The sequence below is a fragment of the Actinoplanes octamycinicus genome (genome assembly GCF_014205225.1).
Lineage (GTDB): Bacteria > Actinomycetota > Actinomycetes > Mycobacteriales > Micromonosporaceae > Actinoplanes > Actinoplanes octamycinicus.
Genome location: NZ_JACHNB010000001.1, coordinates 5,750,110 through 5,765,206 on the forward strand (window position 1 = coordinate 5,750,110; position 15,097 = coordinate 5,765,206).

The window sequence follows — 15,097 nt, forward strand, 5'->3', positions numbered from 1 at the left end:
TACGTTTGTTGACTATGGACGCCGTGCGCAGGTGGGCCCTCGTGCTCGTCGGCACCCTGGGCCTGGTCGCGGTGCCGGTGGTGCGCAACGCGTGGCCGGTCCGCGCCGCCGCCCCCGACCCGGCCCGGATCGCCGCCTCGGCCGCCCGGCCCTACCACGGGTACGTGCAGAGCACCGGTCTGCTCGGCCTGCCCGCCCTGCCCCGGCTGCAGCAGGTCACCGCCCTGCTCAGCGGCACCACCGAGATGCGCGCCTGGTTCGCGGCGCCGGACCGCTGGCGGGTGGACGTGCTGGGGCCGGGCACCGAGACCGACTTCTACCGGACCCCGGACGCCGAGTTCACCTGGGACTACGGCGACAACCAGCTGACCCGGATCACCGGTGAGCCGCCGGTCCGGCTGCCCCGCGCCGCCGACCTCACCCCGCCGGAGCTGGTCCGCCGGATCCTGAGCAGCGCCGGCGGCGACCGGGTCGAGCCGCTGCCCGCAAAGCGGGTCGCCGGGATCGCCGCCGGCGGGCTGCGGCTGATCCCGTCCGACCCGGACACCACGGTCGCGCACGTGGACGTCTGGGCCGATCCGGGCGGGCTGCCGCTGCAGGCGGAGATCACCGCGAAGGGCGGGGCCCGGCCGGTGTTCGTCACCCGCTTCCTGGAGGTGCACGCCGAGGCGCCGGACGAGGGCGTGCTGACCCCGCCGGCACCCCGGCCGGGCATCGGCTACACCGAGACCGAGGCCCCGGACCTCTTCCGTACGATCAACCGCTGGCAACCCGCCGCCCTGCCGGACACCCTGGGCGGCCGGACCCTGTCCCACGCCACCTCGGTGGCCGGTCTGTACGGCCGCGGCCTCACCGGCTTCGTGGTGATCGCCCTCCCGGACCGGCTGGGCGCCGCCGCCTACCGGCAGATCAGCGCCTACGGCCAGCAGCTGCCCGGCGGTTCCGCCGCGACCATCACCACCGGCCTGCTCAACCTGCTGGCGGTGCGCGCCGACGACCACACCTTCCTGGTCGCCGGCCTGGTCAGCCCGGCCCTGCTGCGCCAGGTCGCCACCGAGGTCCGCCGATGATCGTCACCCACGACCTGACCAAGCGCTACGGCCGGGTGGTCGCCGTCGACTCGGTCGACCTGGACGTGCGCGAGGGCGACCGCTACGGCCTGCTCGGGCCGAACGGCTCCGGCAAGACGACGCTGGTCCGGATGCTGCTCGGCCTGGTCTACGCCACCCGCGGCACGATCGAGGTGCTCGGCCTGCCGATCCCGAAACGGGTCCACGACGCGCTGCCCGACATCGGCGCGCTGGTCGAGGGCCCGGCCGCCTATCCGCACCTGTCCGGCCGGACCAACCTGGCCCTGTTCGACGCGGCCGGCCCGGGCAGCCGGCGGGGCCGGAAAGCGCGGGTCGCCGAGGCCCTGGAGCGGGTCGGCCTGGCCGGCATCGACCGCCGGCCGGTGCGCGCCTACTCGCTCGGCATGCGGCAGCGGCTCGGCCTGGCCGGCGCCCTGCTGCGCCGCCCCCGGCTGCTGATCCTGGACGAGCCGACCAACGGGCTCGACCCGCGCGGCATCCGCGAGATCCGCGACCTGCTCACCGAGCTGAACCGGGACGGCACCACGGTCTTCCTCTCCAGCCACCTGCTCGCCGAGATCGACGCGCTGTGCACCCGGGTCGGGGTGATGGACCGCGGCCGGCTGGTGCTGCAGGACGACCTGGCCCGGCTGCGGGCGCCGACCGGCCGGGTCACCGTCGGCACGCCGTCCCCGGAGCGGGTGGTGGCGCTGCTCGACGGCCGGGTCGAGCACCGCGACGGCCACACCCTGACCGTCCGGCACGACGACCCGGGCACGCTCAACGCCGAGCTGGTCGCGGCCGGGGTCACGGTCACCGCGATCGGCGCCGAGCGGCGCACCCTCGAACAGGTCGTCCTGGAGGCGACCACCACCAGCGCCGACCGGGTGGAGGCCGGATGATCCGGGTCGAACTGGCGAAAGTCTTCCGGCGGCCACGCACCTACGTGATCGCCGGACTGCTCTGCGCGCTCCCACTGATCGTGGCGATCTTCCTGGCCACCACCCGGATCCCGCCGCCGCCCGGGCAGGGCGGCGCGTTCCTGTCCGCGGTGCTCAGCAACGGCGCGCTCTACCCGGCCGCGGCGATGGCCCTGGTCCTGCCGATCTTCCTGCCGGTGTCGGTGGCGGTGCTGGCCGGCGACGCGGTGGCCGGGGAGGCGTCCGGCGGCACCCTGCGCTACCTGCTGATCCGCCCGGTCGGCCGGACCCGCCTGCTGGTCGCGAAGCTGCTCGCGCTGGTGACGTTCGTCCTCTTCGCGATCGTGGCGGTGGTGCTCACCTCGTACGCGAGCGGGGTCCTGCTCTTCGGGGTGTCGACCAGCTCGGCGGGCGTGACGCTGCCACCGGACGTGACGTCGCTGTCCGGCGTCACGATCAGCCCGGCCGGTCTGGCGCTGCGCCTGCTCGGCACGGTCGGCTACATCGTGATCTCGATGCTCGGCGTGGCGGCGATCGCGCTGTTCCTGTCCACGGTCACCGACTCCGCGCTCGGCGCCGCGATGGGCGCGCTCGCCGTCCTGGTCACCAGCCAGGTGCTGGTCACCCTGGACGCGGCCGCGGCGATCCGCCCCTACCTGCCGACCCGCTACTGGCTGGCCTGGGTCGACTTCTTCCGCGACCCGGTGCTGTGGCGCGACATCGAGCGCGGCGCCGGCATCCAGCTGGTCTATCTGGTGGTGCTGCTCGGCGCCGCCTGGGCCAACTTCCTCACCAAGGACATCACAACCTGATTCCGGTACGCCCTCAGCCCCGCGCCCGCCCCTCGAACCGCCGCCAGCCCCGTCGTGGCCAGGACCGAAGCGCGCCCCGCGGTTGTTCGGCTGGCCCTCACGGGTGTCTCAAGGACCTTGAGACACCCGTGAGGGCCAGCCGGCTTGCCGCGAGGTGCGCTTCGGTCCGGGCCGAAGCGGGGCTTGCGGGGTCAGTCGGGGCAGGTGGTGGGGGTGGTCAACGGGGCGGGGCTGAGGGCGGCCAGGACCAGGGCGGTGACATCCGGGTCGGTGGGGAGCTGGCTGTGGGCGACTCGGGCGGCCGGGCAGAGCTGCTGCAGGGACAGGTTGATGGCGCCGTCCAGGCGGGCTGAGTCGGGGGGCTGCACGGTCTCGTCGTTCTCCGTCCAGATGGACAGCCACGGCAGGCCGTCGGGGAGCGGCTCGTCGAGGTCGCGCAGCAGGTCGCTGCCGGGGGCCAGCTGGCGGCAGGCGGCGGGGCAGGAGCCCGGGGCCAGCGCCGCACCGAGCCCGGCCAGGCGGGCGCCGTGCAGCGGCGAGCCGAGGGTCACCACCCGGCGGGCGACCTCGGCGCCGGCGTGCCGGTCCACCCACAGCCGGGTCACCACGCCGCCGGCCGAATAGCCGACCACGTCGACGGAGGGCGCGCCGGCGCGCAGCGCCTCGCGCACCGCGACGTCCAGCACTTGGGCCTGCTGCAGCAGGTCGCCGTCGCCCTCGCCGGGCAGGGTCAGCACCCGCGCGGTACGCCCGGCGGCCTCGATCCGCTGGGCGAGCCGGGTCAGCGCGGTCCGGCTGCCGCCATAGCCCGGCACCAGCAGCACGGTGCCCGGCCGGGCCTGGTCCGGGCGGGGGCCGTCGTCGCCGTCGCGCAGCCACCGGACGGTCAGCCCGGCCAGCACCGCGACCGCCACCAGGCAGGCAACCCCGAGCAGCAGGGCCCGCCGTCGTGGTGACACCTCTTCATGATGCCGGGAATTCTTCTTGTCCGCGGCGGCACGCTGCCGATGATCGGGCCATGACCGAACAGGCGGACCGCTTCACGCTGACGATCGGCCCGGACGGACGGGGGCTGCTCACCCTGGCCCTGCGGCGCCTGCCCGGGGCGAACGCCGACGGCTACGCGCGGGCGCAACGCTACTGGGCGTGCGCACCCGCCGGCACCCGGCCACGCTGGCTCGCGCTCTCCGGCGCGCCGCACGTGCTGCAGCGTCCCGGCGAACACGTCGACGATCCGCGCGAGGCGGCCGGCGCGCACGCCGCCGCCGAGGCCTACCTGCCCGGGGTGGCGTGCTCCCGGTGCGGCGGCAAATGGTGGAAGCCGGCCAACCGCGAGGCGGTCACCCGGTACGTGCTGACCGGCCGGACCGAGGGCTGCCTCAGCTGCGAGGAGCAGCCGGTGGTCGCCGCCGCGCCCGCCGCCGTCACCCGGCCGGCGCCGGTGCCCGCCCCGGTCGCGGCCCCGGTCTCCGCCCCGGCTGCCGCTCCGGCCGCCGGGTGGACCCCGATGGACTTCGGGCCTCCGCAGACCGTCGACGCGCGCATTCTGACCGGCGTGAACGTGCACCTGGACGGGGCCGCCGCGGCCATGCTGCTGTCCGCCTCCGGTGGCGACACCCGGACCATGTCGTCGCTGGTCAGCGATCTGATCACGCGGACGTTCAGCGTTCCGCGGACCACCGACGTGCTGATCTGACCGATCCGGTGCCGTTCATGGGCATCCGGCCCGCTCACCACCCGGTGCGGCTGGGGGACCGACGGTGCCAGGCGGCTTGGTCGTCGGTGTCCACTGCGGTCCTGCGGCCGGCTGCGGCGGGCGGGTCCGTCGGCAGACCGTGACGGCGCGCCGCTGACGCGCGGTCGCCGCCGGTCGGCTGGCGGTCAGCCGCTGCCGTAGCAGCCGAACGCGGCGGCCGTGGCGAGGCGCGCGTCCGCTTCGCCGTCCGCGCCGGCCACCGCGACCTGGGCGGCGGCCAGCGCCGCGGCCGGGCGGGCGCCGGCGGCCAGCCGGCGGTGCAGGTCCACCATCAGTTCCAGGGCCACCGCGTCGCGGGCCGGGAGGACGCTGGCCAGCACGGTGGCGGTGCCGAGCCCGAGCAGCGCCGAGGTGAGGCCCATCAGTTCCTCGCCCGGGTGCACCGCGGACAGGCCGACGTCGCAGGCGGACAGCACGACCGTCTGCGGCGGCCGGGCGAGCCGCTCGATGTCGTAGACGGTGAACGGCCCGTCGGCGAGCAGCACGTGCGAGAACATCGCGTTGTCCGACCGGAACGCGCCGTGCGCGGCCAGGTGCGCCAGCCGTGCCCCGTCGAGCGCCCGCCGCACCACCTCGGCCCGCGCCCGCTCACCGAGCAGCACGGTCGCGGCCGGGTGCAGCTCGCGCAGCCGGCGGACCTCCGGCTCGGCGTGCGCCAGCCCGGGCCCGGCAGCCAGCAGGATGTGCCCACCGCTCCCCGGCCGGGTCGGCCCGTCGTTCGGCGGCGGGATGTGCCGGCCGCTCACCGGCCGGGCCGGCCCACCGGCCGGGAGCGGGGCGGTGTCCGCGGCCAGCCAGGCGGTTGCCGACGGGGCCACCACCAGGGGACGGCCCCAGCAGGAGGCGGTCAGCGCCCACGGGGTGGCGTGCAGCGGCCCGGCCGGCACCAGCACCAGCCCGGCCGGGACGGTGCTGCCGAGCGCGTCCAGCATCGGGGCGAGCACCAGCGCGTCCAGCCGGTGCGCGGCGTGCCGGGCGCTGGCCGCCGCGGCCCGCCGGGTGGCGGCGGTCCCGCCCGGCAGCAGCAGCCGGCGCAGCGAGAACCGCAGCAGCGTCGACTCCTCGACCGGGGCGGCGACCGGTCCCAGCGGGCGCACCACGCAGCCGTCGGCGCCGACCGCGACGGCGTGCAGCGTACCGTCCACGTTGACCAGCTCGATCAGCGTGCGCCCGGCCAGCCGGTCCCGGATCCGGACGGTGAGTTCGGCCGGGCGCGGCGGCTGCGTCGGGCTGCCCGCTGCGCCGGTCGCCGCGGCCTGCCAGCTGCGCCGCCGGATGCGTTCCTCGACGGCCCGCTGGGCCCGCCACTGCCCGCCGTCCCGGCCGGGCCGCGGGCCGCCGGGCGCCGCCGAGGCCAGGCCGCGGAGCCGGTCGAGGTCGGCGGCCAGGTCGTCCTCCCGGGGCGGCCGGGTCGGCGGCAGCCGCAGGGCGACCGCGCGGCGGCGTTCGGCCCACCACAGCACGCCGGCCGGGCGTCCGCCGCGCAGCGCCAGCCGTACCCCGGTGGTGATCAGATCGGCGGCGTAGCTGCCGGCCAGCGACCGCAACTCGGTGGCGCCCAGCGCCGCCTGGTAGGCGTCCAGCACCCGGATGCCGGCCAGCAGCGCCCGCCGCGCCCCGGCCGTGTCGCCCGCCGCGTCGCGCAGCAGCGCGGCCGCGTGCCAGGCCCGGGCGCGCAGCGCGGCCGGGCCCCGGCGCCCGGCGGTCAGCACCACCCGCAGGTCCTCGGCGGCGTCCGGCCGCCCGGCGGCCAGGCTCGCCGCGAACAGGCGCGCGTCCAGGGCCGCCGCGGGCAGCCCGGCGTCGGCCAGTTCCGCCGCGACCGCGCGGACCGCCCGCAGCCGGGCCGCCGGGGTGCCCGCGGTGTCCGCCCGCAGCCGCAGGTACTGCGCCATCGCCGTCCACGGCCGGAACCGCTGGCGGGCGAAGGACTGCCGGGCGGCGGTCGCCTCGCGCATCGCCCCGGCCGGGTCACCGTCGGCCAGCGCGATCCGGGCGTACATCAATCGGGCTTGTGCCTCGTGCAGCCGCATCGTGCCGCGCTGGGCCTCGGCCACCGCGGCCTGCGCCGCCTCGCGCGCCTCGGGCAGCAGCTGGGCCTGCAGGAACAACTCGCTGCGGCCGATCAGCGCCATCGGGGACCGGCCGTGCACCCGGAAGTAGTCGTCGGCCCGGTCGTACCAGTGGATCGCCGCGAGCAGGTCGCCCGCGCACGCCGCGGCGTACCCCAGATTGTGCTCCACCTGCGCGGCCGCCAGCTGCTGGCCGAGCTCGCGGTAGAGCCGGTGGGCGGCGAGCAGGTCGAGCCGGGCGGCGGTGATCGCCGGGCGGTGGATGTGCAGGTTGCCGCGGTTGGTCAGGGCCCGGGCCAGCCACAGCCGGTCGCCGGCCGCGGACAGCTGCTGGATCGCCGCGGTGTACTCGGCCATCGCCACGTCCAGGTGGCCGAGCCGGTCCAGGATCAGCGCCCGCTGCATGCGCAGCCGGGTCCCGTCCAGGCCGTCCAGGTGCGGGGCGGCCGCCTCGATCTCGGCCAGCGCCTGGGTCGGCCGGCCGGACTCCATCAGCATCAGGGCCAGGCTCATCCGGGCCTGGGCGGCGAAGACCGGACCGGGCGCGCGGGCGCCGGCCCGCACCGCCCGGCGCAGATGGCGCAACGCGTCCCGGGCCTCGCCGTGCTCCCGGGCGGCCAGGCCGAGGGCGCGCAGCGCGGTCGACTCGGCGGCCGGATCACCGGCCCGCCGGGCCGCCTCACCGGCCCGCGCGGCCAGCTCGGCGGCCCGTTCCGGATCGGCGGTGACCTGCTCCAGCGCGAACCGGGCCGCCTTGTGCGGGTCGTCCAGGGCATCGACCGACACGATGGAGTCCTTCCGCCGCCGCGAGAAAACCTCAGCCTTCTCGTATCAGGGCCTGATCGGCACCGTCTGACTGGTGGGACTCTTTGTCCATTGTGACGCCGACCTGCCGTGAAGGAGCCTTGCCATGCCATCGGACGCCCGCCTCAGCGCCTACCGGAACCGCCGCCGGCAGCGGATGGAACGACTGCCCCAGCTGCGCTCGTCACGCTCCGCCGCGGGCGCCACCGCCTGGCACGTGACCGGCGAGCTGCTGGTTCTCGACGACGGCCGGCGGGCCGCCGAGCGCCATCTGGCCGGCGGCGGCATCGACGTGTCCGGCGACGAGGAGCTGATGCCGGGCCTGCGCCGCTACATCGCCCCGCACGCCGACGTGCCGGCCACCGTCGCCGCGGTCCGCGCCGAGGTGGCCGGCCCGGACGCGGTGGTCGCGCCGAACCACGTGTTCGTCGCCACCGGCAACGTGTTCGGGCACGGCGGACCGTACGGGCCGCCGGAGCCGGCCGCGCCGGCCGCCCTGCTGAGCCCGGGCACCGCGGCGGGCCGGGTGCCGGTCGCCGTGGTCGACACCGGACTGTGGAAGGACAGCCCGCTGCCGCCGGCCTGCTACGCCGCCGGCACGGTCGACGTGGAGACCGACACCGACGTCGACAACGACGGGGTGCTGGACGGCGACGTCGGGCACGCCAACTTCATCGCCGGGGTGATCGCGGCCCGCACCGGCCGGACCGGCATCAGCGTGATCCGGGTGCTGGACACGTTCGGCATCTGCACCGAGGACGGGCTGATCCGGGGCCTGGGGCGGGTCGGCCCGGAAGTCCGCGTGGTGAACCTGTCGCTGGGCGGTTACAGCGTCGGCGACACGCCGCCGATCGGGCTGCGGATGGCGCTGCGCCGGCTGCTGAGCACCGGCGACCGGGTGGTGGTCGCGGCGGCCGGCAACGACGGCAACGCCACCGACCCGTTCTGGCCGGCCGCGTTCGCCGGCACCGGCGCGTCGTTCGCCGACCGGGTCGCCGCGATCGCCGCGCACGACGGCACCGGGCTGTGCGACTGGAGCAACTCCGGGGACTGGCTCACCGCGGCCGCCCCGGGCGCCGACGTGGTCAGCACCTACATCGCCCACCAGCAGTTCCCGACCGGCTGGGCGAGCTGGAGCGGCACGTCGTTCGCGACCCCGTACGTGGTGGCCGCGGTGGCCGAGCGGATCGCCCGGGGCAGCACCGCCCGGGACGCGCTGCGCGACGTGGTCGCGGCCGCCGGGCGCCGGTTCGACGACCTCCCGGCGCTCTGATGACGGCCGCCGCCGCGCCGACACCGGACGAGGTCGCCGGCTGGTTGCGGGCCGCCGCCGACGGCGACCGCGCCGCCTGGGCGCAAATCGTGCACCGGTACGCGAACCTGGTCTGGTCGATCGCCGGAAGCTTCCGCCTGGACGCCGCCGACGTCGCCGACGTGAGCCAGATGACCTGGCTGCGGCTGGTCGAGCACCTCGGCCGGATCCGCCGGCCGGAGCGGCTGGGCGCCTGGCTGGCGGCCACCGCCCGGCGCGAGTCGATCAACGTGCTGCGCCGCCGGGAGAGCCCGGCCGCCGAGCACACCTTCGTCAACCTGCTCGACGACGGCCCGCCGCCGGGGCAGGAGATCGTGCTGGCCGACCGGGACCGGGAGCTGTGGACCGCCTTCGCCCGCATCTCGGACCGCTGCCAGGCCCTGCTGCGCCTGCTGGTTGTCGACCCGCCCAGCGGCGGCTACGCGGAGGCGGCCGACCGGCTCGACATGCCGGTCGGCAGCCTCGGCCCGACCCGGGCCCGATGCCTGACGGCGCTCCGTGCGGCCCTCTCCGAAACCGCGGCCACCCCATGACAGGAAGCGCCTCCCTCTCCGCAATGGCGGCCACCCCATGACACGAAGCGCCTCATGACAGGAAGCGACGACATGACCGACGACGAACTCCTCCAGCGCCTCAGCGCCATGCTCGACGGCGCCGACCCGGCGCCACCCCAGGTCGTCGAGGCGGCCCTGGCCGCGTTCGACTGGCGGGACATGGACGCCCAGCTGGCCCACCTCACCGACAGCACCGCGCTGGCCACCGCCGAGGTCCGCGGCGGCTACGGCGTGCTGCGCACCTACCGGGTGAACGACCTCGACATCGACATCGAGGTCACCATCGACGGGCGGCACGTCACCGTGCTCGGGCAGCTGGCCCCGGCCCGCCAGGTGCAGGTCCGCGCGGAGCAGCCGGGCGGCGTCCGAGCCACCGTCACCGACACGTGGGGCCGGTTCGCCTTCGACGGCCTGAGCCCCGGGCCGACCCGGTTCGCCCTCCACGACGGGACCGGCCCGGTCGGCACCACCCCGTGGATGGTCCTTTAAGCGGGGCGGATCGGCTTCCCGGAGCGTGACCCGCGAGGCTTGTCGCTCAGCCGGGTGAGTGAGGTGGTCATCGCTGCGACGAACCGGTCCCGGGTGTCCGCGTCGATCCGGTCGAGTGACAGGTACGGGTTGAGGTCCTCCAGCTCGACCAGCAGCAACGCGCCGTCCCGGGTCCGGCAGGCGTCGACCCGCTGGATGCCGTGGTCGATGTCGTTCCAGTCGATGAAGCGCTGCGCGAAGGCCAGGTCGGCCTCGTCGGGCTCGTAGGGTTCCAGTTCCCACCGCCGGTCCGGCCGGGGCGCGTACAGGGCGTACTGGAAGTCGTGGTCGAGGTAGTAGAAGGACACCTCGTAGGTGAAGTCGACGTGCGGCTGGACCAGCAGATCCGGGTGGTCCAGCCGGGGCAGGCCGGCCCGGTCGACGACGGTCAGGCCGACCGAGTCAGCGCCGTACTTCGGCTTGACGACGTACTTCTCGCTCGCCGGCAGGCGGTCGATCTCCCCGGGCCGGTCGACGGTGGGAATCACCGGATACCCCTGGGCGAACAGATCGATCAGATACTGCTTGCCGGCGGCGTCGCCCTTGCCGGTCAGCTCGGTGAAGACCCGCGCGCCCGTCTCGCCGGCAGCCGCACGGAACGCCTGGTACTCGGCCTGGTAGCCGAGCACCGGGCCGCTGTTGCGGACGACGACCAGGTCGAAGTCGGGCATCAGGGCGCGGGCGTCCAGCGGGTGGCAGATCGCCAGGCCGAAGGCGGCGCGCAACCGCGAGGTCAGATAGATGTCCTCGTCGCAGTAGCGGCGGCCCCGGGCGTCATAGGCCAGATCGCTGACGTAGAGGATCCGGGGCCGATCGGACGTCATCGGCTGATCTTCACACATTGGTGTCGTGTCACGGGCGTACACCGGTTCCTGTCGTTACCCTCCCGAGCTTTCCGGGTAGATCAACTTCGCCATGGTGGTGACGACGGAGGGCGATGGGATGCGATTACGGGTGCGGTCGGCGGCGCGACGTCTGCGCGAGGCGGCGCGGCCGACCGGCGAATCGATCATCGCCGCCGCGCTGGCCTGGGCCGTCGCGGTGTACGTGATCGGCCACCCGGACCCGGTGGTGGCCCCGTCCACCGCCTTGATCATCGTCGGTGAGTCCCGCGGCCGCCGGCTCCGGCAGACCGCCGAGATCGTGCTCGGGGTCGCGGCCGGCGTGCTCGTCGCCGAACTGGTCATCCACGTCCTCGGGCCGAGCGTCGGCACGGTCCTGACCGTCCTGCTACTGACCATCGGGCCGATGGTCGCCGCCGGCGCGTCCAGCACCCTGGTGGTGCAGGCCGCAGTGTCCGCGCTCTACCTCGTCGCGGTCGCCGACCCGGCGGATCAGCTGCTGCCCTTCCGGTTCGTCGACGCGCTGGTCGGCGGCGCCGTCGCGCTGGCCGTCAGCCAGCTGGCCACCGCCCGCGACCCGCTCGCGCCGCTGGTCACCGAAGCGCGGTCGGCCTTCGCCGATCTGGCCGGGGTGCTCACCGACATGCAGCGGGCGGTGGCCGGCTGCGACGAGCGGGCCGCCCAGAAGGTGCTGGACCGAGCCCAGCAGATCACCGGGTGCGTGCACCGGTTGCGGGCCGCGGCGCTCGCCGCCGGCGAGACACTGCGCCTGAGGGTACGCCGCCGCCGGCGTTTGCAGCAGGTGCAGCAGGTCGAAGCGACCACCGACCAGCTCGATCACGTCGTCGGCAACATCTGGATCCTGGCTCGCAACGCCGTGACGCTGACCCGGCTGCACGCCGACACCCCGGAGCAACTCGGCGAAGCACTCACCGCGCTCGCCGACGCGGTCCGCGCGGCCGGCGAGTCCCTGGCGACCGACCTCACCGGCGCCGACGACCCGGGCAAGCACGCCGATCGGGCCGACGCCGCGGCGCTGCACGCCGTCCGGATCGCCGCCGAGCTCCTGGAGACGCAGCCCAGCCTGCCGGTGACGATGATCGTCGGGCAGATCCGCACCACCGCCGTCGACCTGCTGCGCGGCGTCGGCCAGGACGACGATGTCCTCGGCCGGGTCGACGACGCTCTCGGCCTTCACCCGATCACCACGGGCGGATAGCCCGGCGGAGCACCGGACGGGTCCGACTGGCCGGACAACGATTGAAATCCGGGCGGCGGGCTATTCCACGCCTGTAGCTCGACCTATGCAGGAGGCGCGCCATGAGCGTGAAGAATCGTCGTGACCACGGGTCCGACTCGGTCGCGACCACCCGGACGGGGGACGACAAGCCCTACGACCTGTCCGCTCCGCCGCCGGAGGCCGGCCCGGACAGCCCCGCCGAACTGAAGGGTACCGGCCTGTTCGCCGCGCTCAAGCGCACCGTCAAGCAGTTCTCCCAGGACAACGTCTCGGACTGGGCGGCCGCCTTGACCTACTACGGGGTGCTGTCGATCTTCCCCGGGCTGCTGGTCATCGTGTCGCTGCTGGGCATGCTGAACGACAACGGTCAGCAGACGGTCCAGGACGCGGTGCACGATCTGGCGCCGAGCCAGCAGCTGCGGGACCTGGTCGACACGGTGCTGACCCAGGTGCAGGACCCGGGCAAGGCCGGCGTCGCCGCGATCTTCGGGTTGCTCGTGGCGTTCTGGTCGGCGTCCGGCTACACGGCGGCGTTCATGCGGGCGTCCAACGCCATCTACGACGTGCCGGAGGGGCGCCCGATCTGGAAGACGCTGCCGATCCGGGTCGGCGTCACCGCCGTGGTCGGGCTGGTGCTGGTGATCTCCGCGGCGATCGTCATCTTCACCGGTGATCTCGCCCGGATCGTCGGTGACAAGCTCGGGCTCGGCTCGGCGGCCGTGACCACCTGGAGCATCGTCAAATGGCCGGTGCTGCTGGTCCTGGTCAGCCTGATGTTCGCGATCCTGTACTGGGCCTCGCCGAACGCCAAGACCGGCGGGTTCCGCTGGGTCAGCCCCGGTGGCCTGTTCGCCGTCGTGGCCTGGGTCCTGGTGTCCGTCGCGTTCGCGATCTACCTGGCGAACTTCGCCAACTACAACAAGACGTACGGCACGCTGGGCGGCGTGATCGCGTTCCTGGTCTGGATGTGGATCAGTAACATCGCGATCCTGCTGGGCGCGGAACTGGACGCCGAGCTGCAGCGCGGCCGGGCGATCGCGGCCGGTCACGACCCGACCGACGAGCCGTTCCTGGAGCTGCGCGACGACCGGAAGATCAAGCCGGGCAGCGAGCAGGGGCTGAGTACCAACTGAGGGCCCCCGGCCGGCGATCGCCGGGAGCCGTCAGCGCAGCCCGGCGAACAGGTCGTCCTCGGGCAGCGGCGCGCCGGTGGTGTCGTACACCCGCAGGAACGTCTCGACCCCCATCAGGTCGGTGAAGCGCTCCTCGCCCATCCGCAGGAACTCGATGTTCTCGCTCTGGCTGGCGTGTGCCGCGAGCGCCTGGTACTTCTGGGCGCCGAAGGCGCGGGTGTCCACCCAGGTAGTGATCTCCGCGTCGGGCATGCCGATCTGCGGGCCCGGGGTGTCCTCGGCCACCTCGTCCTCGGCCCAGTCGACCCCCAGCTCGCGCAGCGCCTCGCCGAGCGCGGCCATCCCGGAGTGCGGGGCGGTGGTCCAGTACACCTTGGCCGGCACGCCGGTCAGCGCGACCGCCGCCATGGTGACGCGGTGCGCCTGGATGTGGTCGGGGTGGCCGTAGAAGCCGTTCTCGTCGTAGGTGACGACGACGTCGGGCCGGTACTGCCGGATGAGGGCGGCGAGCCGCTCGGCCGCCTCGGCGACCGGCACGCCCCAGAACGAGCCGGGTGCGTCGTTGGTCGGCCAGCCCATCATCCCGGAGTCGGCGTAACCGAGCAGCTCCAGGTGGGTGACCTTGAGGGCGGCGCAGCTGGCCTCGAGCTCCTCGCGACGCATCGCGGCCACCGCCACCGGGTCGTGCCCGGGCGCGCCCGGCTTGACCCCGCCCGGCCCGTCCCCGCACCGGCCGTCGGTGCAGGTCACGAGCACGGTCGTGATCCCCTCCGCGGCACAGCGGGCGAGGACCCCGCCGGTGCTCGAAGCCTCGTCGTCGGGGTGGGCGTGCACCGCCATCAGCGTCAGGGATCGATCAACCATGCCGACACCCTACGACCCTGCCGACACCGCGATCCCGTGGCGCCGGTCCGCCTACCCGGCGGGTGCGGCCGGGGCACCGAAGCGTCCGGCCCGGTTGAGCACCATGGCGTTGTCGCCGGAGTCGATGGCGAGAATCATCACTTTGCGTAAAGGGTCAATCACTAATAGTGGGCGGCTCATGGCGAATCCTTTACGTCTTATCCGTCCTCGAGGCCCAGTGGCCCGGGCCATCGGCCGGCGACAGGACAGCCCGTGCGAAAAAAGCGACAGATTTATCGGCGTCTTTGCCTACGCATGGGTGATCCGGACTCGGGAAAGAGATACCATTCAGGGACAGATCGGTGATTCGTACCCCGCCTTGTTGCCATGACGGTGACTTGCGGCCGCGGACTTTGCTCGCGTGGGTTCGAAGAAGGTAAAGATCTGATGCAGCACTCTCAGCCTCGTGGCACACCATCATCGAAGCGGGCGGCGAGACTGGCCGGCGACGGCCTCGCCGTCGCCCTGAGCTGGGCGGCACTGAGCTGGGATGCCGCGGAGAGCGAACAGGAGACGCTGGAGGCGATCGTCGCGGCCGCCGTGGAGATCGTTCCCGGCGCGCAGTCCGCGGGTCTCGTGGTCCGCCGTCATCGCCGGCTCACTCCCGGCGCGGCCACCGACGAGGCGGCCCGGTGGCTGGACCAGGTGCAGTGCGACAGCGGCCGCGGCCCGTGCCGGGACGCGGTGCGGCAGCAGCGCGGCATCCGGCTGGCCGACATCGCCGGCGCGCAGCGGTGGCCCGAGGTCGAGGCCCGGGCCGCCACGCTCGGCGTGCACAGCCTGCTCGTGCTGCCGCTCGAGGTGGAACGCGGCACGCTGGGCGCGCTCACCCTGTCCTCCCGGCACCCGGGCGCCTTCGACGCCGCCGGGGAGCACGTGGCGACGTTGTTCGCCGTGCACGCGGCCGTCGCCATGTCGAGCGCCCAGCACCAGGAGCAGCTCGGCCAGGCGGTCCAGGTGCGCGACACGGTCGGCCAGGCCAAGGGCATTCTGATGGAACGGTTCGGGCTCACCGCCGATCAGGCGTTCGGCCTTCTGGTCCGGACCAGTCAGCACTGCGAGCGTCCGCTGCTCCAGGTGGCCCGGGAGCTGGCCGAGACGATCGAACCCGGCCCGCTGAATCAGCGCCGGCGGACCGGCTCGTGACAAAC

At 74.4% G+C, this 15,097-nt stretch carries 14 protein-coding genes; 10 read left to right on the forward strand and 4 right to left on the reverse strand.

Annotated features, from left to right (window positions below; genetic code table 11):
• Nucleotides 1–8 precede the first annotated feature (8 nt).
• Genes BJY16_RS25205 through BJY16_RS25215 form a run of 3 tightly spaced genes read left to right on the forward strand, consistent with a single transcriptional unit; the run spans nt 9 to nt 2,802 of the window.
• Nucleotides 9–1,070, forward strand: a complete 1,062-nt coding sequence (locus BJY16_RS25205; RefSeq protein ID WP_185042037.1) for a hypothetical protein — start codon at nt 9–11, stop codon at nt 1,068–1,070.
• Nucleotides 1,067–1,972, forward strand: a complete 906-nt coding sequence (locus BJY16_RS25210; RefSeq protein ID WP_185042038.1) for an ABC transporter ATP-binding protein — start codon at nt 1,067–1,069, stop codon at nt 1,970–1,972. The genes BJY16_RS25205 and BJY16_RS25210 overlap by 4 nt, the downstream gene beginning before the upstream one ends.
• On the forward strand, nt 1,969–2,802 hold the full coding sequence (locus BJY16_RS25215; RefSeq protein ID WP_185042039.1) for an ABC transporter permease: 834 nt from the start codon (nt 1,969–1,971) through the stop codon (nt 2,800–2,802). The genes BJY16_RS25210 and BJY16_RS25215 overlap by 4 nt, the downstream gene beginning before the upstream one ends.
• A 191-nt stretch (nt 2,803–2,993) precedes the next feature.
• Here the strand turns inward: BJY16_RS25215 and BJY16_RS25220 are convergent, their stop codons facing one another.
• On the reverse strand, nt 2,994–3,761 hold the full coding sequence (locus BJY16_RS25220) for an esterase/lipase family protein (RefSeq protein WP_239177020.1): 768 nt from the start codon (nt 3,759–3,761) through the stop codon (nt 2,994–2,996).
• Nucleotides 3,762–3,820: 59 nt separating this feature from the next.
• Here BJY16_RS25220 and BJY16_RS25225 point away from each other — a divergent pair, with 59 nt between their 5' ends.
• Nucleotides 3,821–4,498, forward strand: a complete 678-nt coding sequence (locus BJY16_RS25225) for a hypothetical protein (RefSeq protein WP_185042040.1) — start codon at nt 3,821–3,823, stop codon at nt 4,496–4,498.
• A gap of 185 nt (nt 4,499–4,683) precedes the next feature.
• Here BJY16_RS25225 and BJY16_RS25230 read toward each other — a convergent pair whose 3' ends face one another.
• Nucleotides 4,684–7,419 carry a CHAT domain-containing protein gene (locus tag BJY16_RS25230; RefSeq protein ID WP_373873429.1) on the reverse strand — a complete coding sequence of 912 codons (2,736 nt, stop codon included), beginning with the start codon at nt 7,417–7,419 and terminating at the stop codon, nt 4,684–4,686.
• Nucleotides 7,420–7,540: 121 nt separating this feature from the next.
• Between BJY16_RS25230 and BJY16_RS25235 the strand changes: the two genes are divergently transcribed.
• From BJY16_RS25235 to BJY16_RS25245, 3 genes are read left to right on the forward strand one after another with little or no spacing between them, the layout of a single operon-like run.
• Nucleotides 7,541–8,707, forward strand: a complete 1,167-nt coding sequence (locus BJY16_RS25235; RefSeq protein WP_185042041.1) for a S8/S53 family peptidase — start codon at nt 7,541–7,543, stop codon at nt 8,705–8,707.
• Nucleotides 8,707–9,279 carry an RNA polymerase sigma factor gene (locus BJY16_RS25240; RefSeq protein ID WP_185042042.1) on the forward strand — a complete coding sequence of 191 codons (573 nt, stop codon included), beginning with the start codon at nt 8,707–8,709 and terminating at the stop codon, nt 9,277–9,279. Before BJY16_RS25235 ends, BJY16_RS25240 begins: the two co-directional genes overlap by 1 nt.
• A gap of 54 nt (nt 9,280–9,333) precedes the next feature.
• Nucleotides 9,334–9,789 carry a hypothetical protein gene (locus tag BJY16_RS25245; RefSeq protein WP_185042043.1) on the forward strand — a complete coding sequence of 152 codons (456 nt, stop codon included), beginning with the start codon at nt 9,334–9,336 and terminating at the stop codon, nt 9,787–9,789.
• On the opposite strand, the gene BJY16_RS25250 is transcribed toward BJY16_RS25245, so the two are convergent.
• A complete protein-coding gene (locus BJY16_RS25250) occupies nt 9,786–10,652 on the reverse strand; it encodes an ATP-grasp domain-containing protein (protein WP_185042044.1) in 867 nt (288 codons plus the stop codon). The two genes, BJY16_RS25245 and BJY16_RS25250, sit on opposite strands and share 4 nt — an antisense overlap.
• A gap of 118 nt (nt 10,653–10,770) precedes the next feature.
• Here BJY16_RS25250 and BJY16_RS25255 point away from each other — a divergent pair, with 118 nt between their 5' ends.
• Both BJY16_RS25255 and BJY16_RS25260 read left to right on the forward strand, forming a co-directional pair.
• The gene (locus BJY16_RS25255) at nt 10,771–11,889 is read left to right on the forward strand and encodes an FUSC family protein (RefSeq protein ID WP_185042045.1); all 1,119 of its coding nucleotides are present in this window, start codon (nt 10,771–10,773) and stop codon (nt 11,887–11,889) included.
• Between the two features lie 101 nt (nt 11,890–11,990).
• Entirely contained in the window at nt 11,991–13,043 is a 1,053-nt protein-coding gene (locus tag BJY16_RS25260; RefSeq protein ID WP_185042046.1) for a YihY/virulence factor BrkB family protein, read from the forward strand.
• Between the two features lie 30 nt (nt 13,044–13,073).
• Here BJY16_RS25260 and BJY16_RS25265 read toward each other — a convergent pair whose 3' ends face one another.
• The gene (locus tag BJY16_RS25265) at nt 13,074–13,907 is read right to left on the reverse strand and encodes a PIG-L family deacetylase (RefSeq protein ID WP_185042047.1); all 834 of its coding nucleotides are present in this window, start codon (nt 13,905–13,907) and stop codon (nt 13,074–13,076) included.
• 426 nt (nt 13,908–14,333) lie between these two features.
• Here BJY16_RS25265 and BJY16_RS25270 point away from each other — a divergent pair, with 426 nt between their 5' ends.
• A complete protein-coding gene (locus BJY16_RS25270; protein WP_185042048.1) occupies nt 14,334–15,092 on the forward strand; it encodes a GAF and ANTAR domain-containing protein in 759 nt (252 codons plus the stop codon).
• Nucleotides 15,093–15,097: the final 5 nt, after the last annotated feature.